The sequence below is a fragment of the Streptococcus timonensis genome (assembly GCF_047460355.1).
Classification (GTDB): Bacteria; Bacillota; Bacilli; order Lactobacillales; family Streptococcaceae; genus Streptococcus; species Streptococcus timonensis_A.
On sequence record NZ_JASHGL010000004.1, the window covers coordinates 21,035 to 46,760 of the forward strand.

Below are 25,726 nucleotides of genomic sequence, written 5' to 3' on the forward strand. Positions count from 1 at the left end.
ACAGAAAGTTTTGAATGTACTTATTTCTGTTTCTAGTAATGGTTCTTAGTCTCTTTTACCTTTTTTGATAAAAGCTGCAGATGCAAGTAAACCAAGACTACCTAACAAGGCTAAACCAACTGAATGTTGTTCACCTGTAGCTGGAAGTTGTTCTTTAACTTCAGGTGTTGATTCTTGTAGTTTTTCTTGTTCTGAAGGTTGATTAGTAACAGTTGGTACTGGTTTTTGCTCCTCTGATGGAGTTACAGATTCAGCTACAGTCTTATAGACAATTGCGTAAGCAGTCAAGTCAGTTGTTGTAAATTCAACCTTACCATCTCGGACAGTGTAAGCTAGTTCTTGCAATTCGTTAGTTGCAGTGATTGCGTAAACTGTTTCTACTTCCTTAGCTAGAGGCAATCGAACAATAACTACACTACCTGGTTTAACAACTTTCCCCTTATCATCCTTAAGTTGAAGATGATAGATATCATATGTCTTACCAGCCAATTCCTTGTTAACTTCTGACTTGCTTTCTACTCGAACAGCAGTTCCAAGATCTTTGCTTCTTCCGATAATCTCTACCTTACCAGTTTCATCCAATAAGGACTTCAACTTGTCTTCTGATGGTTTTTCTTGAGTATCCGGATTTGAAACAGATCCTGTATATTCGGGAACTTCAGTCTTAGTTGCTTCAGCCGCATTAACACCACCCTTGAACTCTGGTACTTCTACTACTGGAGCTGGCTCGTCACCTACTGTGCCAATAACTCCTGTATATTCTGGTACTTCTACTACTGGAGCTGGCTCATCACCCGCTGTGCCGATAACGCCTGTGTATTCTGGTACTTCTACTACTGGAGCTGGCTCATCACCTGCTGTGCCGATAACGCCTGTGTATTCTGGTACTTCTACTACTGGTGCTGGTTCATCACCTGCTGTGCCAATAACTCCTGTGTATTCTGGTACTTCTACTACTGGAGCTGGTTCATCACCTGCTGTGCCGATAACGCCTGTGTATTCTGGTACTTCTACTACTGGTGCTGGCTCATCACCTGCTGTACCAATAACTCCTGTGTATTCTGGTACTTCTACTACTGGAGCTGGCTCATCACCTGCTGTGCTGATAACGCCTGTGTATTCTGGTACTTCATTTACTGCCCCTTCAGCACCATTTACGCCACCTGTAAACTCTGGTACTTCTACTACTGGAGCCGGTTCATCACCCTTGCTAGTTGTAGGTGCAGGTGTTTCTGGTTCTTCTGTGATTTCTTGATAGAAAGTTGTCAACTCATAGAATTCTGGCTTGCCACCTTCCCAAGTGATTTTCACATCTAGCAATGGTGCACCTTCTTTAATAGCAAATGTCTGGAAGCTTGACTTGATTTCGCCTAAATCCGTCCATGTATCTGCCTTGCCTTCTTTAAGAGTACGTGCGAGCACACGAGCTTTTACTCCTTGAGGAAGACTTGAAACAAGTCGAATATGGTTAGCATCTGTTGGTTCTGACAAGTGGTATACAAGTTCACCCTGTTCTTTTTCAGCTTTATAGCTAGTTAAAACTTTACCATCTACCAAGTTAGTGTAGAGGTTACCTTGGCTCTCACCACTGTTTCCTTCTACAGTTGGATCATTGATTGGTTTCACAAATTCACCATCATTGATTACCAACTCTGTGAATCCTACAAAGCGAGCATCGTAGTCAGCAGTAAATAGAACACGCAGATAGTTAGCTTTAACTGGACTTGTTAGTTCTCCTTCGATGTAACGATTTCCTGGCATCTTAGAATCATGTGTCCATCCATCTGTTAAGGAATCATCACGAGTTTCATTGGCAACGCCGTCACCAACAGTGACAACATCTGTCCAAGTCTTACCATCTTGACTAACTTGAATCTTACCATCACGGAGATAGTTTTGAGTACCATCTTGGATGTAAGCTCGAATCTTCTTGATTTCACGTTGGCTACCAAGTTTAAGAGTGATGTGACCATCTTTACGAGCATAGTCTGAGAACTCTACAAAGTTGTTATAGACACCGTCAAACAATTGATCTAAGTTCTTGAGCTTACGAACATCGTTAGTACCATAGTAAGGGTTGATGCCCAATGAAGTTGAATCAAGTGTAGTTGCCTGTACTTCTTTTGTTTGAACAAGAAGAGATGTTGCTGTTACCGCTTGCTCTTGATCAGTTTTATTGACCAAACGAACATAACGCACTAATGACTTGTCAGTCAATTGATCAGCTGGATACCATTCTTGCGCATTTGCAGAGTACTCCAAGTTGAGAGATGGATTTTCGATACCGATAGCTTGAATACTTTCTGCTTGATGGAGTCGATCCAACTTCATACCCAAGTAGCTATTAGCTGGAAGCTTAGTTCCACTTGGAATTTGCATGTCATAACGACCAAGGCTATCATAAACTGGAGTTGACTTCAAGCTTTCAACATTTGTATCAGTTAATTCGCTGTTACCTGAACGTGTTTCAACTGAGAAGTCTCCGATACGCCACCATAGATTGATATCCTTAGTGTTACGAACACGAACGTAGCGGGCTGTGATTGGTGTTTCGATTTCTTTGGTTTGTTCACCAGTCAAGCGATCCAATTCTTGCCATGAGCTACCATCTGTAGAATACTCAAGAACACCTTCTGCTAGTTTATCACCTGAACCTTGGTGGAGACGAACTTTCGTAATCGGTTTAACTTCACCTAAATCAAGTTGTACCCATCCATTAGCTGGAGTTGTATCTGTTCGATCAGCATTTGCAAGCATTGCTTCAGTATTATCACGTCCGTCTGTAATCTGACCAACTGTTGTGTTGTACTTATACATAAGATTTGGACTGATAGTCACAGTAGCTGACTGTTTAGCACGAGTAACTTCTACAGGACGGTTAACAGCAATTTCTCTTACAGCGAACCAAGTATTAGCTCGATCAGAAGTCGCAATCATTCGAACTGCTTTGGCATTGATATTGAGATTTTCAAATTTAAGCAGTGGCTCATTACCAGTGTAACTTGGTTCTGAAAGTGTTACCCACTCATCATTTTCATTGAGATACTCAACCTTAGCATTGTTAAAGGTATCGCGTGGATTTGCTTGTGTTCCCATTGCAAATGTCAAGTTTTGAATTGGAACAGCTTTATTAAATTTCAAACCAATATAGTCACCAGTTTGAATACTGTTTGGTGATTTGATAAGGGCATGTGTTCCTAAATCTCCATCCGTTACTTCAGCTAGTCCACCTTCGACACCTGTACGGTTAGTGATAAAAGTACTAATCACTTGGTCAGGATGCAAGGCTTTTTGAACTTCTGTTGCAAGGATTTCACGAAGTCCAAGCAAGAATGGACGAATATGTTGTACACCCAACTCAGCTCTTTCATCATGGTCAACATAGTGGAAGGTATAAGTTTGTGATTGTTCGTAGAGTTTCAAGCCCTTATAGTAACTATCCCAAAGTTTTGCAGAATCGTTCTTTTCGATAGCTTCTGTACCATCAAGAAGAGCTGCTAGAGCATCCATTTGATCGATGGTATTATCCAACCAATAGTGGATTTGAGCACGCATCTTTTCATCACCAGATGCTTTATAAAGTTGTGCTGCAGCTTTTAGTTTAGCAAATTCTGCACGCAATTCTTCACGTTCTGCACTGATATCTTGGCCTGCTTTCAACTTAGACATGAAGGCTGCCAATTTCGGTGCGAGTTCCACAGATTCTTCCAATTTCACAACACGACCATCCATGTTTTGGTTGATCATATGTTTACCAAGTTCACGGAAGGCAACTGATGCTTCGCTATCTGTAAATTTACCAGTTTCAACAAAGTTGAAGGCGATGTCATTTACTCTCTTAGCTTCTTCTTCAGATTTCCATTGTTTCCATGCGTACTGAGCTGCAGAGAAGAGGGCAATCTTAGAAGGCTCAGATTGTTGCATTGGATTCAACATGATACCTGATAGGAGTGTCGGATCCACGTTTGGATGAAGGAATTTCTCACCGCCACCCAAAATCAAGTGTTGTTTAGAGTTATCTGTAACTGGCCAGTTTACCCATAGAGAAACTGGGCGGTAGGTCTTACCTCCTGCAGTTAGGTTGTTCTTAAGATTTTCAAGGAATCTTTCTGATACTTCACCCCAAATCTTACCACCAGTCAATGTCATTGATGCTGAAGTTGGAAGATTTTCATTTAGAGATTTCAACTCATCTTCACGACCATTACCCCAATACTGACCTGGGACAAAGATCATTTCCTTACGAAGACCTACATAAGTTGCTTGTTTTTCAGTCAACCAGTCTGTCATGTCCTTCATCAAGCGGTTGTAGCTATTGTAGCCACCAACTGGACTAGGAGCATCATCAGCTAGGATACCAAACTCGCGTACACCTGCATCCATCAACTGAGTAAATTTAGCTTTAATCGTATCTAAATCTTGTTGATATTGCGCATCATTACCAAAACGGATACGATCGTTCATGAATGGATGGATTGTCCATACATAACGAGTCTTATTTTGGTTCCCGACACGAGCCAATTCACGGATTTCAGCTAATTTTTCTTCTGGATAAAGTTCACGCCATTTCTTGTTATGGTATGGATCATCTTTCGGTGCAAAGAAGTATTGAGTTAACTTCAAGTCACCACCATAGCGCATGAGTTCAGCACGATCAGCATTAGACCATGGGTTTCCATAGTAACCTTCGATAAAGCCACGGTTCTTAATCTCAGCAAAGTCTTCAACTGTTACATTACGCAAGACTGGAGCTTCGCTTTCATTAAGCATGTGTTTGAGAGTCGTCAAACCATAGAAGACAGCATCTGTATCCTTACCGACGATAGAGATTGTATTGTTCTTGATTGACAAGGCATAGGCATCAATCTTATCAAAGAGTCCTTGAGAAATTCCAGACACTTCTTTTTCAGCCTGTGAATTTTGACCATGAACACCAAGGTAGATGTTGGTAGCACCTGCCACTGCTGTTTGACTACTTGTGTAAGAGATTTGATGATCTTGTAGGACACTCTTCAAGCGGTTACGAGTATAGATATCTAATTGGTCACCCATCACAAGGTTCACTTGTTTATGGAGTTTTGTGACACCCTCACCATAGGTTACTTTTTGTGGAATTGGGAAGACCTTGTACTCTTTCTTGAGGTAATCTTGGCTTTGGGCTGCAGCTGCAACAGCTTCATCACTAGCAGGTTTCGTTGCTACAAAGCTATCAGCTAGTTCAGTCGTTCCATCACCTTTTTCCTCAACTTTTGGTTTTTCTGGAGTCTCTGGTGTTTCTGGAGTCTCTGGTGTAGCTGGATTTTCTACTTCACTATCAGAAAGTGGCTTGAGAAGTTGAATTTCAGCAGCGCTTCCAAACCCACCAACACCTGCTAGAACTTTTAATTCTACCTTGTCAGTTTCAATTGCTGCAAAGTTAACTGTCTTCTCTTTGGAATTGTTTTCCCAAGTTCCTGAAGCAACTTTGACCATTTGTCCATCTTTTTGAGCGTAGATTTCGTAAGAAGTTACGACACCATTTCCGCCTCCTGGACGTGGAAGATAGGTTAAACCATTTACTTTTTCAGCCGCTTTCAAGTTCATTGCAACGGTGAATGGCGCTTGATCTCCAGACCATTTTGAATGCCAGAAGGTATTTGGATCATTATCAAAGGCTTTTTCTACAGGACCTTCTGCATCTGTTCCAGGTAATTGTTGGCTAGTAGCAGAAACTGTAAATTTATCATTTGGAATCAAACGTGGGTTTACGAATGGTTCATTTGATAACTCAGCACTATGCAAGATTCCTTTGAAACCACCGATTGTTTCAAGCGGTAGTACCAAACTGTTGTGGGCAAAACGTGGATAAGCAGGATTTGCAATACGTTCAACCTTTTCACCATCTACATAAACTTCTGTTACTTGTGGTTTGGTTACAACAGAAATTTGATAGCGTTTATTCTTTTCAAGTTTCTTGTTGAATTGAATATGGAATTGTTCAAATTTATAAGCGAGGTAGCCATCCTTATCCGCAAGATAAAGTTGGTTGTCTCCACTAGTTGAGAAGGTTTGTTGACCATCACCAGTTACAGTAACATCCAATTTCAAGACATGACTCGGACCAACATCACCAACAAGACCTTCGATAGTGCTATCTTTTTCGAAGTTCAAACCTGCTTCAGACTTCTGTACTTTCTTAGCAAGATAATCTTTGATAGTTTCTGGTTTAATGTTGAATAGGTCGCTTTCTTCTACTGTCTTATCTGGATTTGATTGCGGTGCATAAATACTAGTTGGCTGGATACGTTCTGCATAGGTCTTAGCTGCACGATCTGAACCCCAAGTGCGTTCTGCAGTTGATTGCATACTCTTGAAGAAGCGTTTAAAGATATCATATGAAGTTAAACCAGTTTCATGGAGGTCAATGTTGTCATTCCAAACTGCATGACCACCACCGATGATATTTGGATTAGATGCTTCTAAGCGTGGTCCTCCACCTGTTGAGAAGTCATTTGGTGTCCAGCGATTGTATTGAGTTTCGTAGTTAGCATAATCGCCATAACCACCTTGACTGTTGCTTCCGCTTGGGACACTATAGGTTGGAATATCTGTGATATTGATAATCTTGGCACCCTGAGCAATTGCAGCCGCTGGACGTTGCCAACCAATACTCCAAATATCAACTTCTACTCCATTCCAATCAACTGGCGTTGTACCAGGCTTAGCACTAAGTGAGCCCCAAATACGAGGTGTATAACCTTTTCCTTTGATGTACTGAATCATATCGTTGACGTAGCGACGATAGCTTTCTCTACTGCCGTAGTACTCATCAGTTCCGATATGAACTGTTGAGACACCATGAAGTGGTGCATTTTCTCCATCGAGCAATTTATCATAGACTGATTTAACAAAAGCAAGAGTTTCTTCGTACTTATTATCCAAGTCCAACATAGCAACACGTTCTACATTGTGCTTACCTCTATAATCGCTCAGACTACCTTTATACATAAGGTCTGGACGAACTTTAACAAAGGACAAAGCGTGACCTGGTGTGTCAATCTCAGGAACAAGATTGATATGCAAAGCTTTAGCCAACTTGATAATCTGTTGCATTTCTTCCTTAGTATAATGCTGGTCTGATGTTAATTTTTCACCATTTTCTCCGACAACATCAGTTTCCACACGGAAACCTGTCTTGGCATTTTTAAGAACATAATCCAGTTCCTCTTGTTGACTAAGATGTTTTCCTTCCAAGTGTTTTTCTAGGAAGATATAGTTATCATTAAGGTGCAACTGCAAGTCATTCATCTTGTAGTAAGCCATGTTGAGCATGATGTCTACAAGCGTATCATAAGGGATAAACTTACGACCTGTGTCTAGCATAAAGCCACGGTGGCTGAAGCTTGGGAAGTCACGGATTTCACCGTTCTGTAGGTCATTTTCTCCCATTTGAAGAAGAGTACGAGTTGCGTAAAATGCACCTGCATTAGTCGCTGCTTCTACTGTGATAACTCCATCTTTAATGGTGATACCATAGCCTTCTTTACCATAGCCCTTGTCTTCAACCTTTTTAAATTCAATTCGGTTTTGAGCTGATTGATCACCTGTAGCGATTTCTAGCCCTCGACTTTCAAGGTCAGTTTGGTAGAATTTAGCTTCTTGACCAAATCCAGAATCTCCGACAGAAATAACCGTATCAGAAGTTATAGAAGTTTTACCTTCAGTTCCATACCACTGTTGAACTGCTGGTGCAACAGCTGGTTTGGTTCCAACACCTTCATCTGCGTGCAAACCTTTAATAAGAACTTCAAATTCTTTTGTGAAGGTATGGCTATCCTTAATCTGTTGAACCATAACTTTCACACGTTGGTCTGTTAATGGTGTATAAATTTTATTATTTAGATCAACAACACCCTGTTTGTTGCTACCAATCAAGCTAACTTGACCAGGCAATTTAGGTAAAACGAGTGATTTCCCATTTTCAGCAACTTCGAGTTCAGTTACTTGGCGAATATCTGTTGGTTTGCTTGCATCTGGAATGTTTGAATACGCACGAATCTCTTGGATACCAACGTTTTTCCAGTTCATAGTGCCAGCTTGATAGTCAGTAATTTCAAGTTTAAGGTACTTAGCATGGATAGCTTCTTTTAAGTCAACCTTCTCATCAAGAACGGGCTCTCCAGTACGCTGATGAGCCAACTTCCATTCTCCAGGACCTGATCCATTCACATTATCTTGACCAGCATAATAAAGATTCCAAGATTTGATGTTTGGATCATTTCGTTCACCACGAACACGACGGTCCCAATCAATCTCCACATGCTTAATTACAGTTGTCTTTTCAAGCTTAAATTCGATTGTTGGTTTCTCAACGTTTTGGTCAGTAGCCCAACGAGTATCAGGTTTTCCGTCAATTGCCTTTTCTGCTGTAAATGGTGTATTGGCTTCATGGTTTGAAGCTGTAGCAGAAGCTTTTTCCAAATGATTGACATCTGGTGTATCTACTACATCTTTAGTCGCAGGAGTTTCAGCTGGTTTAGCCTCAGAAACTGGTTCCACTTTAGGATTTGTAGATGGTTTTGAAGCCACTTCTTCCTTAGGAGTAGGAGTTTCAGCTGGTTTTGGAATAGTTGCTTCAGGTTGTCTTTCAGATTCAGCTGGTTGATCCTCAGCTTGTCCTGTAGCAGCCGCTGCCTCTGCTTTTTGAATAGCTTCAGCTAAATCTGCCGGCAGCTTATCCATTGGCTGAACTTGAGTAACTACTCCCTCTGTTTCTGTAGGCCCCTCTGCTTCTGCAGCTTGAACCATGCCAGCACCAAAGATGCTAGCTCCAATCATTACAGAAGCTGCACCAATTGTGAATTTACGTATACTATAGTGACACCGTTTTTCAAAAAGATGTTTTCCCATTTTTCATCTATTTCCTTTCATGCACTTACCAAAGTAAGCGTTCTCATTCCCCTTTTAAAAAGAGAGGACCAAGAGGTCCTCTCCAGGTGTTCGTTTTCTCCATCACTTCTAGTTAGGAGTTCGAGTTTTCGTTGACGAAATCTCTTTTATATTTTATTCTTTTTTCCCTTTTGCAAGAAATAGAGCAGAGATTGCTAGACTGAGGCTGGCAAGGAAGAAGAGATGCTCTGACTTGCTAGTACCAGTTTCTGGGAGCTTAGCCTTCGTTTCTTCTTTGGTTACTTCTTCCTTAATCCCTAGTTTAGAAGCATCAACTGATTTCTGATTAAGTTCTTGTACTACTGTATTCTGTGGTTTATGATCTAGTTTCTCTGTTGATGGAGTCTGTGGTTTATGATCCAGTTTCTCTGTTGATGGAGTCTGTGGTTTATGATCCAGTTTCTCTGTTGATGGAGTCTGTGGTTTATGATCCAGTTTCTCTGTTGATGGAGTCTGTGGCTTAGAAACTTGTTTATAAACTACTGCATATTGTCCTAGCTGACTAGTTGTGAATTCAACTGTACCATGACCATTTGTAAAGCTTACTGCCTTACCTGATGCTGTATAGTATACTCCAGATACTTGACCAGATACTGGTACTCTAACGAGTACTGCACCTTTCGGTTGAACCTTATGGTTATCTTTATCTAGCAAATGGAGAGCATAAGCATCAAATTTCACACCTTGTAAACTTTGATCCGTTACTTTTTGTACTTTAAGATTTAAATCTGTGGTCAGATCTCTTGATAGTCCTGCAACTACAACTCCTGTAGTTTTATCTGATAAGATCCGAACATTTTCAGTTGGTTTTTCTACTGTAGGTGCTGGTTCGTCGCCTGCTGTGCCAATTGCTCCTGTGTACTCTGGGACTTCTACTACTGGGGCTGGCTCATCGCCTGCTGTTCCAATTGCTCCTGTGTACTCTGAAACTTCTACTACTGGGGCTGGCTCATCACCTGCTGTGCCAATTGCTCCTGTGTACTCTGGTAATTCTACTACTGGTGCCGGCTCATTACCTGCTGTACCAATTGCTCCTGTGTACTCTGGAACTTCTACTACTGGTGCTGGTTCGTCGCCTGCTGTTCCAATTGTTCCTGTGTACTCTGGAACTTCTACTACTGGGGCTGGCTCATCACCTGCTGTTCCAATTGCTCCTGTGTACTCTGGAACCTCTACTACTGGAGCTGGCTCATCACCTGCTGTTCCAATCGGACCTGTGTATTCTGGGACTTCTACTGTTGGTGCTGGTTCGTCACCCTTACTTGTTATTGGAGCATCAGGTTTAGCGGCTTGGTCTTTCAATTGACCCAAATAATCTGCAAAGTATTCAAGCATTCTATTAGTCAATAGGTGATTGTCAGTTGCATATTTCATGCTAGCAACAACACTTGCCACTTCTTCTTGATTGCTCTTATCAGTCAATTTTTGAGCTTTGCCCAAGGCTGCTTCATATGCTGATGTATCAAGACCTGCTTCAGCAACTTGCGGACGAGCAAAGATCAATTCTGCAGCTGATTGATATTGGTTGCCACCATCTCCATAAGTTCTTGTTCCAGTTAGGACAATCTTCTTAGCTTTGATAGTCTTACCAAAGTCGATATCTTTTGGCTTGTTATTGTCTGCCCAATTAGTTGCATTGAAGGTATGTTCCTTACCTGTTTCATCAGTTACTACAAGAGTCACGTCTCTCAAGTTACCATTTGAACCTGAACCACGTGGAACATAACGGAAACCTGTAATTTCAGTTGGTTCTTTCAAGACCATTGTTGCTGGCTTGCCAACATCTCCTCCGCTCCATGATGTATGCCATAGGCTAGACAAGTTACCGTCAAAGGCATTTTCAATACCTTCGCCAGCCTGAGCAGGAGCTGAAAGACTTGCAAAGTCATCTGCTACAAGAGCTATTTTCTTCAAGACTAAAGCATCTTTCAAAGCATTAACCTTAGCGATTTCTGCTTTAGCTTCTTCTACACTAATGTCATCGTCTGATTGACTAAGATTGAAGACCGCTTCTTTCAGAGCATCCATAGACTCTTGGGTATAGTTGGTCATTGCAACTGTTGGAAGATAGTTCTTGACAGCATTTTCTGTCATCATCTTACCAGTCAAGACAATTTCTTCAATTTGAAGTCTATCCATCATGAAGTCATTGTAACCACGGAAGTTAGCATTACCACCAGAATCTCCACGAGTATTACTTGCATTACCTGTAGAGTAGATACCTACCCAAGTATCGCCAGTTTCAGCACCTGTCACAAGGAAGGTTGCACGTTTCGCTTTTTGAGAATCTGTCCATGAGTTTGGTAATTCATGCATTTCGAGATCGCTTGCTTGGCTACCACGACGACCAGATTGGAATTCTCCCTTACCTACAACAAATGCGTAAGTATTATCTGATCCAGCTTCGTAGTCAAATGTGATACGGTAGGTCTTACCTGCTTCGAAGCGGAAGTTTTGTGGAATTGTTTGGTAAACCAAGTTACGACGGCTAACGAGACCGTTTGTCTTGAGTGACCAATTTCCTTCGATAACATCATCAACTTTCTTGCCGTTCCAGTCACGTTGTGTGTATGGAGCATGTTTTTCAGACAAGTGAGTACGGTTGTCTTCAACACCTTCGATTCCACCAATGACAAATGGGAAGATACCTTGTCCAACATTTTCAAAGTCTTGTTTGAAGACGCCTGTTGCAGTATCGTGACCATCACCATACATAGCAGAGTCATTTTCGAAGGTACGGATTTCGTCGAAGTAAGTTGCTTCATCTCCTGCTTCACGACTCAAGGTCAAGGTTACATTTGATACATCTGAACCTGTTGTGAAGAAGGCATACATGTTTTGGAAGTAACTTGTATCATTAACAGTTGCGTTGTCACGACGAGTGTTATGAGCGTATGCTTTAACATAGTTGAGGGCGAGTGACTTGTTCGTGTAGTTGGTCACTTCTTTCTCACCAGTATTAACTGTAATACTTGCTTTAGCATCACTACGGTTATCCACACCGACATAGACTGCATATTTAGTATTTGGTTTCAAGCCAGTCAATTTTTGAGTGAGACTAACTTTTTCTTTATTGCCTTGGATACGAAGCATTTGGTTGGCACCTTGAGACTTCACGATTTCAGCCTTAGATGCATCACCTGTAATCTTCCAATGATCCAAAGATTCGCTGTTAAATCCTTGGTCATAGATATGCATTCCTTCACTCCATGACATTTCAGGATTTGTTTGTTTAGAACGATAAAGAACATAAGGTTGGTTTGCTAGGAGATCAAGAGTAATCTTACCATCTTTGACAGCTACTTCTTGTTCTTCAGTCTTACCTTGGTCTGTTAGTTTGTAAAGGTAAACTTTGCCATTTGCCCAGTCGCTAGGAAGTGTCCAAGTTGTTGCACCTTTTTCAGTGTTGAAATAGTACATTTTTTCCTTGTCGCCAGTTAGCTTGTTACCATTTGCATCCCAATTCCAAGGTGTCAAGTAGGCTGAACCATCTTGAATCACACGATCGTTGAGTGTAACAATTCGTTCACGGTATTGTGGGCTATTAACATCATTAGATTTACGAGTAACAACTACCTTGTTGTTAGCCTCATCGACCAATTCAACCTTCATCTCAGGTGTCCACTTGTAGGTGCCACCATTGTCAGTCATGGTTACTGGTTTACCATTTTCCCATTTGCTAACAGTGAAGTGTTGGAAGTACTTGGTCATCACATCATGAGCAAACAAGTTAGTTACATAACCATTATAGTCGCTACGGCCTTGCCATCCTTCAAAGTCCTTCATGCTGTATCCGCCTAGAAGTGGGTAGTTAGCCGCACCTCCGTAGCTTCTGTAATCACCAACCCAAGCATCTTTTTGGTGGTTACGGATAAAGCGAGTGATGGCACTGTTGATACCTTTATTCGTATAGCCACCATAAGTCAAGTCAGCTGCCCAGTGATGGAAGGTAGAGTCATACTCACCACCATGGCCCCACTCAATTGCAAAGCGCCAACCTTGTTTGTTGATTTCTTTTGCAAGAACGTGAGTTGCCCAAGCACCGTTGTCACCTGATTGGCCGTTACCCCAAACGTCGACATAAACGAAGTCTAGGCCTTCACCCAATTCTTTCTTCAATTCTTCCCAACGTGCTAAACGTCCATGAGCTAAGTCATAAGCTGCATCGATATTGATACCTTGATCAATCCAGTTCCAACCGTAGCTATAGCTACCGTCAGCGTTTTTACGAAGGATATTTTCATTGAAGTATTTTGATTCAGGATAAGTTTCTGAAGCATTGACGTGGATACCGAGATGGGCACCATATTTCTTAGCTTTTTCAATAAGAGCTTTAAAGTCTTCTGTACCACCGATACGTTTACCGATATCTGCGTAGTTCAAGTGACCTGAGTCATGTCCTTCACTACCGTAACCTTTAAGGAGGACACCCTGACCAAGACCATCTGTATGGAGGTTAATCTTCTTGATACCATCCAAGGTCATGAGGAATGGGTTTTGTGCTTGTGAACCAAAGTTCATGGCGATACGGTAGGCTGTAATATTTTTAACTTTTTCCCAACCTTGAGGGTTGTTCATGATGCTACGGTATGCAATCGCACCATCTTGCCAGTCTACTTTATTATCAGCATTGGCATCTTCTGTGATGACAACTTTAGCACTTGGAAGTTCCTTAGTATATGCTGGGAAGACAATACCATTGTGAGCTTTTTCCCACTGCCATTCAGAGCTATGAATTTCAACGTAGTTGGCATTACCAATAGTATTCTTGTAAGCTGTCAAACGTGTCCAATCGTAAGAACCACCACCGTAGCTGTTTTGTGAGTTGCTCCATACACCAGCAGCAAGTTTATCTGTTGAAACAAATCCATACATGTAACCTTTTGCCAAATCTTTCATTGGATTTGTTACTTCGATATGGTCGTCACCACTTACGTGAGTATTGTTTGACATGGTTGCCCCATCAAACTTAGCTCCTGCTTGATCGCTTGATACAGATACCAAGGCATTTCCTAGGAAGCTGATTGAAGAAAGTAGTTTGCGTTCATCATCAATCTTCTGTCCTGGTGTTACCTGGTTATGGTTGACAATCTTAGTTACATCAAAGTGAAGTTGATTGTCCACCACTTGCAAACGAACGGTCATATCTGCATTGATGAGGTTCTCCGCATCACGGAGTTTCATTTCATACTCAGCAGTTGTTGCATTAATCTTCTTATAAGTAACTTCAGGAGTTACTGCATGTTTATTGATGAGGACTTTGTTTATTTGTTGAACTTGACCCGGAAGCTTGTTGCCATTTAGGACGTATTCTTTAATACGTGGGAAGGCTTGGTCAATAACTGCTTTCAATACTGTAGATTCGATCGTGTCATATTTGACTTTACTATCATCTACTGTATCGCCTTTTTCTTTTTCAGCAGCCTCTTGGTCGTTTTTCACACCTTCTTGGTTATCCGTTTTAACGTTTACAATAGTTCTCTCACTACCATTGTAAGTACCAGCTTTAAGAACAATATTCTTCTCATCTTTTAGTTTGTCATTAACTGCAGATGGCAAGGTAACTGTGTCGAAGAGTTTGACATCATTGTTGGTTGCATTGAGTTGTCCGTCTGATTTAAGACTGACCGTCAAGTGGTTGACAGAACCATTTACCGGTGCTGCAACACGACCACCTTGGTACCAAAGTCCACTGCCGTTTGTCTTGTATTCCCAGAACCATCCACCTTGGTCATAACCTACAAAAACGTTGTTATCGGTATCTTTAAATTTCATGAAGACACCAAAGCGAGATTTGCCTGTTTCAGACTCTTCTTTGAAGGTCAAATCAACTGTGGCGTTTCCATTTTCATCAACTGTCAAACCTTCTTTTTCAAACAAGGCTGGTTTTTTACCATTGTCATTTTGAGCAGTTGACGCTAGTTGGTTGTATCGAACTCCATTTTCTTCACGGATCGTTACAGTTCCCTGTTGTTCTTTATTTTCAACAGTTTTCCACTCTGGAGTCACTTCTTTTGATTCAGCCGGTTTAGTTTCTGCTGGTTTGTTCTCAGCTGGTTTTTCTTCTTTCGGCTTATCTTCTTTTGGTTTCTCGTCCTTGTCTTCAACTTGTTTATCAAGTGCATCTAGACCTGCTGGTTTTGTTGTTTCAATGCCCTTAATATAGTTTTGAATCCACTCAAGCTGAGCTGGTGAGAAGAGAATCCCTCCACTGCGGCTTCCAACAACACCATTTTGGTGGATACCAATCAATTTTCCATTTTCATCGAAAATTCCGCCACCACTTGCACCAGGCTCACTTCCTTGATAACTGATCCCACGAACACCCTCACCGTGATTATTGATGTCTTCAACTGTAGTATTTAAGATTGGAGACAGTTTTCCAGTTGGATAACCAAAAACGTGTACCTTATCTCCAACCTTAGTAGTTGCAGGTTTGTCAGTCACTTCAACAGGAGCGTTAGCAAGAGGAGAACGAAGCTTAACGATGGCCAAGTCATTCTTATAACCTTTTAGGAAGCCTTCACGGTCCCAGTGTTTAACGTCATTCTTACTGAATTTAACATCAGGCGCTCCTTCGTAAGAAACTGAATAAACATCATCATCACTCTCAATATTATCAGCTACCTTGCGATTGTTTCCGTCTGGAACATCTTTGATAAAGTTATGAGAAACAGATAAAACTAGATTTTCACCAATGACAATACCGCTACCGACACCAGCTGCACTTTGAATTTTAACAGTCGCCCCATAGTTCAATTCGCCATTTTTTGTTTTAGCGACATCTTCTGGAACTAAACTTGTATCGTCTTTTTCTAAGTCTTCTTTCGAAGCAGTACGGCCACCTTCTTCAGCCTTGTTAAGTTTTTCACGTAAGTCTTCTGGAAGGGCATCCGAAGTTGCCGCTGCTTCTTTTTCTTTCTCGAGTAATTCTTCTTCTGTTTTTGGTCCTTCAGTTACTTCAGGAGAACCTTGGTCTTCACCAGGTTTTGGCGCCTCAAACTCACGTCCATCATTTTCATTTGCGTTAGCAAGAGCTGCGGTCAAATCTGCTGGCATATTTGCTGTTGAACCTGTTTGCGCAGAATCTGCAAGAACAGTGCTAGTTCCAAAGAAAGCTGCACCAATCATGACAGAAGCAACCCCTAATGAAAATTTCCGAATACTATATTTGCAACGTTTTTCAAATAATCTTTTATCCATCGGTTTTTTTGTTCCTTTCAGTTTACAAAGTAAGCGTTTGCATTTTCGTTTAAAAAAATAACCTCCTCTATTTTTTACACTCCCTTATAAACATATAATTTTTTCTATACTAGCTTAATATATCAAAAAAGGGTAAAAAAATCAATACTTTAACAGGTAAAACTAGTAAAAGTAAAATCCAATTTCCTGGCTAGTCTGAAAAGAATTTCAGCAAACCTTATTTCTAGCATTTTAGCAACCAAAAAGAAACTTTATCAAGAAAGTTAAACCACCTTAGTCTAGCTTTTCAATAAAGTTTCTATGCATTTTTATACTGTTTTTACGTTTTTTATTGTTGTAAGACTTTTCGAGGTTTTGTCCCTTCAGCAGGTCCAATAACACCTGCCATCTCTAATTCTTCCATCAATCGAGTCGCTCGGTTAAAACCAACAGATAGACGACGTTGGATCATGGATGCACTTGCTTTTTGAGTTTCAATAACCAAAGCCTTGGCTTCTTCAAAGAGTGGATCCCCACCTTCATCGCCAGAGCCAGAATCACCATCTGACTCAGAAACTTCTCCAGGATCAAAACTGTCATCATAATCAGCATCTGCTTGAGCCTTAATGAAGCTAACAATACGTTCCACATCATCATCAGAGATAAAGGAACCTTGCAAGCGAACAGGATGGTTTTCATCAATTGGCTTAAAGAGCATATCCCCTCGACCAAGCAATTTCTCAGCACCATTTTCATCCAAAATCGTACGTGAATCTGTTCCAGATGAAACAGCAAAGGCTACACGGGAAGGAACATTGGCCTTAATCAAACCTGAGATAACATCCACTGAGGGTCGCTGAGTTGCAAGAATCATGTGAATACCAGCCGCACGCGCCTTTTGTCCGAGTCGGATAATGGCATCTTCTACTTCTTTGCTAGCTACCATCATCAAATCTGCCAACTCATCAACAATCACGACAATTAAAGGTAGAGGCACTTGTTTGTACTCTAACTGAGCGTTAAATTCTTCAACCTTAGCATTAAAGCCAGCGATATTACGGACACCAACTTTTGCAAACAGCTCGTAGCGGTTTTCCATTTCATCTACGACTTTTTGAAGAGCTTTACTTGCCTTGCGAGGATTGGTCACAACTGGAATCAAGAGATGGGGAATATCATTGTAGACCGACAACTCAACCATCTTAGGATCCACCATCATAAATTTGACTTGGTCTGGGCGAGCCTTCATCAGAATACTTGCGATAATACCATTAACTGCAACAGATTTACCAGAACCTGTAGACCCAGCTACAAGTAAGTGAGGCATTTTAGCCAAGTCAAAACTACGAGCTGTTCCGTTAACGGCCTTCCCAAGAGGGATTTCTAGAAGGTTTTCAGGCTTAGTTTGAGACTGTTCCCATAGTTCTCGGAAGGAAACTGTTGCGATTTCTGAGTTTGGAACTTCTATACCGACTAGCGACTTTCCGGGAATCGGTGCTTCAATACGGACATCCTTAGCAGCCAAGGCCAGAGCCAAGTCGTCTGCTAGATTGGAAATACGATTAACACGAACACCAACTGCTGGTTTAACCTCATACTTGGTCACCGATGGACCGATTTCAGCACGTTCAACCGTTACCTTGATACCGAAACTAGCAAAAGTTTCTTCCAAAATCTTGATATTCTCTCTAACAATTTTCTTTTCTTTAGACTGATCTTTTGGTTTATCAGGTGCAAAGAGTTGCAAGGTTGGGAGCTTATATTCCAAGGCCTTTTTAGCAGAAAAATCTACTTCAACATCCTCATCTTCTGCATAATCAGCGCTCTGAGGAATATCACCTACTTGAGGATAATCATAGTCCGCTTGCGGGAGAATAATCTCAGGTTCCACCCATTCTTCCTCAGGAAGCGGTGGAAAATCTTGCAGGGCTTCTTCTGAAAGAATCTCACCTGTTTCCATATCAATTGGAGGTAAACTCAATGCTTCTTGTTCTTCTTGTTCTCTCAGCAATCTTTCTTGCTCTTCTGCTTCTTTACGAGCTTTTTCCTCCTCGCGTTTGATGAAGCGTTCTTGTTTTCTCTGCTCGCGTCGTTCCATCCATAGGTTCATGCGAGTTGCAAGGAAATCAGCAATGTCATAGATAGACCAAGGACTAACCAATAGCATTCCGATTAAGATAAAGATAGCACCTATAAAGTAAGTTCCAATATTTGAAAATAGAAATGCTATCGGAATGTAAAGACCTACCCCTAACAAACCTCCACCAGCAAAACTAGTCACTTGAAAGCTGGTTAAATCTTTATAGATTTGACCAATCGTTCCTTGAAAGACCGCTGAAGCCAAGCTATATTTCCAAACTAGATAGGCTTCAAAAATGAGGAGTAAGCCTGCAAAAATAAAGAAGAAGCCTGCTAGCAAGCCTTCTTGCTTATGTATCCATTTAAAGAAGAATAGATAGATGATTAGAGAAAAAATTGCTAGATAAGCTAGACTACCCACAAGTAAGCGGATTAGATTGTAAATACTGATTCCTACAGCTCCCCATTTAAGAGCAGCAAAAATCAAGAAAATAGCCAGTACTAACGAAATTAACATCCGCTGAATAGCTTTCTTTCTTTCTATTTCTGCTTTAGACGGTCTCCGTCTATTTTTATTTGTATTCTTATTTGCCATGTTTCCATTATAACATATTTCATAAACTTTTCGAGGGATTAAAAAAATGACTGCCCACTTCCGTGTTCAGTCATTTGAATATGTTTGTGATTATTTTTCTATAGGTTTACGTAGGTAACCGTAAACTACACCACTGACAAGTGCTCCTACCAAGACAGATACAAGATAGAGAAGAGCGTTTGAAGTAAGGGCGATAACGAAGATCCCTCCGTGAGGAGCCATGAGCTTGATACCTGTAAGACCAACGAGTCCACCTGCTACTGCAGATCCAAGGATAAAGCTTGGGATAGCACGAGCTGGGTCTGCTGCACCAAATGGTATAGCACCTTCAGTGATGAATGACAAGCCCATAACGATGTTCGTCAAACCAGAGTTGCGTTCTTCTTTGGTAAATTTATTCTTGAAGAGAAGTGTTGCGATAAAGATGGCAAGTGGTGGAACCATTCCTCCAGCCATAACCGCTGCCATGGCTACTGAACCACCAGTAGCTACAGTTGCTGCAAGCGTACCAGTACCAAAGACGTAAGCTGCTTTATTGACAGGGCCACCCATATCGACAGCCATCATTCCTCCAAGGACGATACCTAGAAGGACTGCTGATCCACCTTCAAGACCAGCAAGGAAGTTGTTCATACCAGTGTTGATTGCGGCCATTGGGATATTAACAGCTAACATGACAAAGCCTGTCAAGATTGTTCCAAAAAGTGGCAAGAGAAGGATTGATTTAGCACCTTCAAGGGAGCGAGGAACCTTCACGTATTTCTTAACCAAGAGCACCAAGGCACCTGCGATAAATCCACCTACGAGGGCTCCAAGGAAACCTGATGATACTCCTGCAAGAGCTGAAGTTGCTTCACCACCCTGAGCGTAAGGAATTTTACCAAAGGCATAACCTTCTTTAGCGATAGCACCAGCTACGAAACCGGCTACCAAACCTGGTTTTTCAGCGATTGAGTAAGCAACATATCCTGCAAATACTGGAAGCATCAAACCAAAGGCTGCACCACCAATTTTCATGAACATAGAAGCTAGCTCATGGTAAGAACCAAGATTTCCGAGGCTATCGTTTGGCACACCCATAGCACCATCAATCAAGAAGGCAAGAGCAATCATGATACCACCACCGATAACGAATGGCAACATTTGAGATACACCACTCATCAAGTGTTTGTAGAAAGCACCACCGATACTTTGTTTTTCGTTAGACGCTGTTGAAGCTTTTGCTCCGTTAGCAGCATGATAAACTTCAGCATTTCCAGAAAGAGCCAAGTTGATCAACTCTTCTGTCTTACGAATACCGTCTGCAACTGGACGATTCACCAATGGTTTACCATCGAAACGATCCATCTCAACTGCTTTATCTGCAGCGATGATAACAGCTTTGGCATTGCGGATATCTTCTGCTGTCAATTTGTTGCCAACACCACTTGCACCGTTGGTTTCAACCTTGATACCAACACCCATTTCCGCAGCCACTTTTTGAAGAGCTTCTTGGGCCATGTATGTGTGGGCAATTCCTGTTGTACAAGCTGTAACTGCTACGATAAAATCACCAGATTCATTTGCAGGAGTTTGAACTGGTTCTTGAGCTTTTTCTGAAGCTTGGTCAAAGAGGTCAATGACTTGATCAGCTGATGTTACTTGACGAAGTTTATCAGCAAATCCGTCTTTCATCAAATATTGAGACAATTCTGCCAAGGCAGCCAAGTGAGTATCATTGGCACCTTCTGGAGCAGCAATCATAAAGAAGAGGTCAGTTGGTTGTCCATCTAAACTTTCGTAGTCAACACCCTTGTTTGATTTAGCAAAGAGAACAGTCGCTTCTTTAACAGCAGCATTTTTACTGTGAGGCATTGCGATACCGTCACCCAATCCTGTAGAAGTCAAAGCTTCACGTGCCAAGATTCCTTCTTTAAAGGTTTCAAAATCTGTCATGTATCCGTGTTCAACCAAGCTATGAATCATTTCTTCGATAGCTGCTGTTTTTTCAGTTGCTTGCAAATCAAGCAACATGACATCTTTTCTCAATAAATCTTGAATTTTCATCTTTTTTCTACCTCAACTTTTTCATAAGTTTCTTTAATAAATGCTGCAGTTGCTAAATCATCTGAAAATGTAGTTGCTGTTCCACAAGCCACTCCCCATTTGAAGGCTTCTACTGCGTTTTTTGATTTGACAAACTCACCAGCAAATCCAGCAACCATCGAGTCACCAGCACCCACTGAGTTTTTAACTGTTCCCTTAATCGGTTTAGCAAAGTAAGCTCCCTCAGATGTGACAAGAAGTGCACCGTCTCCAGCCATAGAGATGATGACGTTTTGAGCACCCTTAGCCAATAACTCTCGAGCGTATTTCTCTATTTCATCAAGGCTTTCTAGCTTGACTCCAAAGATAGCTCCCAGTTCATGATTATTTGGTTTGACCAAAAGTGGTTGATAATCCAAACTATCAATTAAGGTTTGACCTTCAAAGTCACAGACTACTTGAGCGCCTGTCTGACGCGTCAAAGCAATTAATTCTTTGTAAATAACATTACCCAAGTTTTTTGCACTCGAACCTGCAAAGACAACTGTATCTTCTGCTGTTAAACTAGAAAGAATGGCTTTTAACTCTTCAAGTTGCTCTGGTTCAACAGTAGGACCTGTCCCATTGATTTCTGTTTCTTGGTCGGCTTTAATCTTAACATTGATACGCGTATCTTCTGCCACTTGGACAAATTGCGTTTCAATTTGTTCTTCAGCTAAAGTATCTGTGATAAATTTTCCAGTAAAGCCTCCAATGAAACCCGTCGCTGTATTTGGAATATCCAAACGCTTCAAGACACGGCTAACATTGATACCTTTACCACCAGCAAACTTATCATCACTGTCCATACGATTGACACTACCAACTTCCACTTTGTCCAAACGGACAATGTAGTCTATAGATGGATTGAGTGTGACTGTATAAATCATACTTCTATTACCTCCGTTTTCTCTTTGATAGCTGGCAAGAGCTCGTGACCCTTGCTTGTAATGACAATAGCACGTTTTATAGGAGCTACCTTAGCAAAACAAGACTGACCAATCTTGGATGAATCTGCTAGAACATATGTCTGTTTAGCATTTTCTAAGATAGCACGCTTGACGGCGCCCTCCTCCATATCTGGAGTTGTAAAGTAACCTTCATCTACACCATTCATTCCAATAAAGGCACGATCAAAGTGCAGTTGGTTAATCTGATTGAGAGCTACTCCTCCGATACTGGCATCTGTTGTCATTTTAACTCCACCACCGATAATGACTGTTGGGATTTGCTTATCCACTAATTGAACCGCATGGTGAATGGAATTGGTTACCACTGTAATGTCTTTTCGCTCCAATTCTTTAATGAGAAAGGCTGTCGTACTTCCTGCATCCACAAAGATAACATCTTTTTCTTTGATGAGAGAAGCTGCTTTTTGAGCAATCAACTTTTTCTCTTGAAGGTTTTTGACAGATTTTTCTTGAATGGTTTCTTCTTCTTGCAAGGAGTGAGGCAGCTCTGCTCCTCCATGCACTCGACGAAGTTTATTTTCAGACTCCAATTCATCTAAATCGCGTCTAACTGTTGATTCTGAAGTATCTAACAAGCCTACCAATTTCTCAAGTGAGACGATTTTATGCTGTTTCAATTCTTCTAAAATCACCTGTTTTCGTTCACTTTTTAGCACTAGTTTACCTCCTGTTAACGATTACAATATTCATTCTATCATAAAAAAGAACAAAGTCAAGCATTTTTTATCATTTTCTTTCACTTTCTATCATTTTCTTTTTCTAAAAATTTATTTGCAAGAAAGAAGGCTTTATGGTAGACTAGGTTAGTAAACAATGGAAGATTACTCAAGAGGCTTAAGAGGCCGTGTTGGAAACGCGGTAGGCGTGTTAAAGCGTGCGTGGGTTCGAATCCCATGTCTTCCGTTTATTTTCAAAAAAGATACCCAAGAAATCTTGGGTATCTTTTTTCTTATATGTTTGTTTTCTAACTTGGGTGAATTTCTTAGAAAATATCAAATAACAATTTCACATTGAGAATTGTTAAGATAATGGAAACGATATAACCAAGAATAGTATTCCATTTAGCATTGGTAAATTCTCCCATTAGTGACTTCTTAGAAGTTAGATAAATCAAAGGGAAGATTGAAAACGGAAGAGCGATTGAAAGAAAGACCTGCGAATAGACCAATAACTGATCCAAGGTTTTTTCCTGATGACCAAACAGAACCGCTACAATCATGACAGGCAACAAGGCAAAGAGACGAGTTGCCAAACGAATGAACCATTGAGGTAATCTCATATGCAAGAAACCTTCCATAACGATTTGTCCAGTCAAGGTACCCGTAATTGTCGAATTTTGACCACTGGCTAATAAAGCCAAGGCAAACAAGGTTGATAAGGTCGAGCTAGCTATAGCTCCTGCAATAGTAGAATCCTGCAAGGCATTATACATTTGAGAGAAGGCAGAAATCTCGGATGCATGGCCGAAAAAGAGAGCCGCCCCGAGAATTAATAGAAGGGAGTTAACCACAAAGGCCAAGGATAATTGGAGATTTGAATCCCAGGTCATAAAGCGCACCGCTTTTCGAACATCATCCTTGTCATTGTGATTGATTCTCCGAGTTTGAGACAAGGAAGAATGCAAATAGAGGTTATGAGGCATAACCGTCGCACCTACAATCCCCAGAGCTAAAGTTAATTGACTTTCATGTCCTGGCAAAGGACTCTCAAATAAGGTCGAATTGGGTAAATAACCCTCAGCGATTCCTTGGAAACTTGGATTTGATAAAGCTACCAGATAAGTAAAGATTGCTAAAATCGTTAAAATCAGTGTTGTAACGATAGCTTCAATCTTCTTAAAGCCAAATTTCATCAAAAGCAATAAGAGAAAGACATCTAGAACCGTCAAAAGGATGGCTATCATAATCGGAATCTTAAAGAGAAGATTGAGAGCAATCGCTGAACCTAGAACTTCTGCCAGATCTGTCGCCATCAAGGCTAATTCTAAAATCACCCATAGACTATAACGAAGCCATTTGGGTGAATGATGAGCCGTTGCTTGAGCCAGGTCCATCTGGGTTACAATACCAAGCTTTCCTGCCATCTGCTGAAGTTGCATAGCAATGAGAGATGAAATCAAGATAACAAACAAGAGACTATACTTATAGGAAGCACCACCGACTACACTGGTAATCCAGTTTCCTGGATCCATATAACCAACTGCGACAAGAGCACCCGGACCTAAAAAGGCCTTTAAATTTTGCCAGAAATGATTGTTATTTGGAGTATCGATAGATTGATTAATCTCAGAGAGTGACACTTTTTTATGAGAAGACATAGATACTTACCTCTTTCTAAACCTACTTTTTCATTATTTTCTATTAGAGAAAAATAAGATTGACTTTAAACTATTAAAACAATGAAAACTATATGAAAAACATTTAGTTTTTTCATTATTTTTCTTAAGGCACCTTAATTATAACAGAAAATATGATAAAAACTTAAGAAAATTCAGGACTTGATTTAATATTTAGGATACAACAAAATGTTGTATTCTTTTTTTGCAAAAGAATACCAAAGAATAAAATAAAAAACGTTGTAAAAACAACGTTTTAGAAAGATTTACAAAACAATGTAAATTATCAATGGAGCCGGTGGGAGTCGAACCCACGTCCAAACACCTGCTAACATATTTGTCTACAACCATAGGTTATGTATTGTTTTAACAATCCCTCGACACATAACTCAAGCCTAGGAACTGCGAGTCTATAAATCTCTTACCAAACTGCTAGACAAAGCTTGATCGTATCTCGCTAATAATAAGACCCATCATCAGACACGAGCAATCCGAATCGGGTCACGCCTGCTGGTTTTTAGGCAGCTAGAGCGTAAGAAGTGTTATTTTTTGCAGTTATATTTAACTGAGCGTTTACGTCGCCACACGGGTTGCAAAATATGCCTCATAATGCCTGTCGAATCCGTAACGACCCCAAAAGACAGTAAAACCATTATACCTTATCTCAGTTAAAAAAGCAAAAGTCATTATAAACACTAATAAGAAAATTTCGGCTGATAGAAATATAGTCTACTTAATCATTACAACCTTGTTTAAGCCAGTCTTCTAAAACTTGATAGACTCCTGCTTGACTATTAGATGGTGCCAAGTCTGTTGCAGCAGCCTTAGCCTTATCATCCGCATTTTCCATAGCATATGCAATTCCAGCCAGTTCTAGCATCTCGACATCATTTTCACTATCACCAAAAGCCATGATTTCTTGAGATTTTATATCCCAACGTTTGAGTAGTTCTTGTAAGCCCCAAGCCTTATGAATACCCTCTTGCAAAATATCGATACAGCCGTAACCACTAGAAACTGCCTGAACATGCCCATTAAAAAGTTGATTGATTTCTTGCAAAACTGTGTCAGAACGTTCCTCTCCGATCACCAAACTCATTTTTAAAACACCGCCAAACAAATCAGTTTGGAGCTCGTCTACAAAATTCATTCGCTTGTATAAAAGCTCAATCATCTCAGGTGTCATAAATTTGTCCAGTTCAGTAAAGACGGTACCCTTTTTCACAAAGCCACCATTCATACTAGTCACCACAAACTGGTCTTGACATTCTCGACCCTTGAAAAATTTTAAAGCCTTATCAACCACCTGGTCATCCCAAGTATGATACTGGATAAGCTGGTCATTTTCAAATATCCGAGCACCATTGGCAACGATAAGAACTACCCGATCCGTTAAGTGCCCCAGCAATTGTCTCACACGATGGATTTCGTTTCCAGTCGCAATAACAAACCGAATATTCCTTTCCTCCAGCTGATCTAAAATCTTTTCTAAACGCGGTAAATCAACTTGTCCTTTGGGATCCAACAAGGTTCCATCCATATCTGTTGCAATTAGTTTTATCGTCATCTTGT

General features: G+C 40.8%; 8 protein-coding genes, 1 tRNA gene and 1 other RNA gene. 1 reads left to right on the plus strand and 9 read right to left on the minus strand.

The window, feature by feature from the left end; translation table 11 throughout:
- Positions 1-45 precede the first annotated feature (45 nt).
- The 6 genes from QM941_RS06975 to QM941_RS07000 form a co-directional block, all read right to left on the minus strand.
- Complete coding sequence (locus QM941_RS06975; RefSeq protein WP_414339921.1) at positions 46-8,889, minus strand: SIALI-17 repeat-containing surface protein; 8,844 nt, start codon at positions 8,887-8,889, stop codon at positions 46-48.
- Between the two features lie 153 nt (positions 8,890-9,042).
- The gene (locus QM941_RS06980; RefSeq protein ID WP_414339922.1) at positions 9,043-16,131 is read right to left on the minus strand and encodes a SpGH101 family endo-alpha-N-acetylgalactosaminidase; all 7,089 of its coding nucleotides are present in this window, start codon (positions 16,129-16,131) and stop codon (positions 9,043-9,045) included.
- Between the two features lie 328 nt (positions 16,132-16,459).
- Positions 16,460-18,784, minus strand: a complete 2,325-nt coding sequence (locus QM941_RS06985) for a DNA translocase FtsK (RefSeq protein WP_414339923.1) — start codon at positions 18,782-18,784, stop codon at positions 16,460-16,462.
- Positions 18,785-18,874: 90 nt separating this feature from the next.
- On the minus strand, positions 18,875-20,830 hold the full coding sequence (locus tag QM941_RS06990) for a fructose-specific PTS transporter subunit EIIC (protein WP_414339924.1): 1,956 nt from the start codon (positions 20,828-20,830) through the stop codon (positions 18,875-18,877).
- Positions 20,827-21,738 carry a 1-phosphofructokinase gene (pfkB, locus tag QM941_RS06995; protein ID WP_414339925.1) on the minus strand — a complete coding sequence of 304 codons (912 nt, stop codon included), beginning with the start codon at positions 21,736-21,738 and terminating at the stop codon, positions 20,827-20,829. Before pfkB ends, QM941_RS06990 begins: the two co-directional genes overlap by 4 nt.
- Complete coding sequence (locus QM941_RS07000; protein WP_414339926.1) at positions 21,735-22,475, minus strand: DeoR/GlpR family DNA-binding transcription regulator; 741 nt, start codon at positions 22,473-22,475, stop codon at positions 21,735-21,737. Before QM941_RS07000 ends, pfkB begins: the two co-directional genes overlap by 4 nt.
- A gap of 159 nt (positions 22,476-22,634) precedes the next feature.
- Between QM941_RS07000 and QM941_RS07005 the strand changes: the two genes are divergently transcribed.
- A tRNA-Ser gene (locus QM941_RS07005) sits at positions 22,635-22,722 on the plus strand.
- Between the two features lie 79 nt (positions 22,723-22,801).
- Here QM941_RS07005 and QM941_RS07010 read toward each other — a convergent pair.
- The 3 genes from QM941_RS07010 to QM941_RS07020 form a co-directional block, all read right to left on the minus strand.
- Positions 22,802-24,136, minus strand: a complete 1,335-nt coding sequence (locus tag QM941_RS07010) for an Nramp family divalent metal transporter (RefSeq protein WP_414339927.1) — start codon at positions 24,134-24,136, stop codon at positions 22,802-22,804.
- A 305-nt stretch (positions 24,137-24,441) separates the two neighbouring features.
- Positions 24,442-24,789, minus strand: a transfer-messenger RNA (tmRNA) gene (gene ssrA, locus QM941_RS07015).
- 98 nt (positions 24,790-24,887) lie between these two features.
- Positions 24,888-25,721, minus strand: coding sequence for an HAD family hydrolase (locus QM941_RS07020; protein WP_414339928.1), 834 nt, complete (start codon positions 25,719-25,721; stop codon positions 24,888-24,890).
- Positions 25,722-25,726: the final 5 nt, after the last annotated feature.

Excerpts from the sequence above, each read along its gene's own strand:
- QM941_RS06975 (WP_414339921.1), bottom strand. The coding sequence starts at position 8,889 with ATGGGAAAACATCTTTTTGAAAAACGGTGTCACTATAGTATACGTAAA.
- QM941_RS06980 (WP_414339922.1), bottom strand. The coding sequence starts at position 16,131 with ATGGATAAAAGATTATTTGAAAAACGTTGCAAATATAGTATTCGGAAA.
- QM941_RS06985 (WP_414339923.1), bottom strand. The coding sequence starts at position 18,784 with ATGGCAAATAAGAATACAAATAAAAATAGACGGAGACCGTCTAAAGCA.
- QM941_RS06990 (WP_414339924.1), bottom strand. The coding sequence starts at position 20,830 with ATGAAAATTCAAGATTTATTGAGAAAAGATGTCATGTTGCTTGATTTG.
- pfkB (WP_414339925.1), bottom strand. The coding sequence starts at position 21,738 with ATGATTTATACAGTCACACTCAATCCATCTATAGACTACATTGTCCGT.
- QM941_RS07010 (WP_414339927.1), bottom strand. The coding sequence starts at position 24,136 with ATGTCTTCTCATAAAAAAGTGTCACTCTCTGAGATTAATCAATCTATC.
- QM941_RS07020 (WP_414339928.1), bottom strand. The coding sequence starts at position 25,721 with ATGACGATAAAACTAATTGCAACAGATATGGATGGAACCTTGTTGGAT.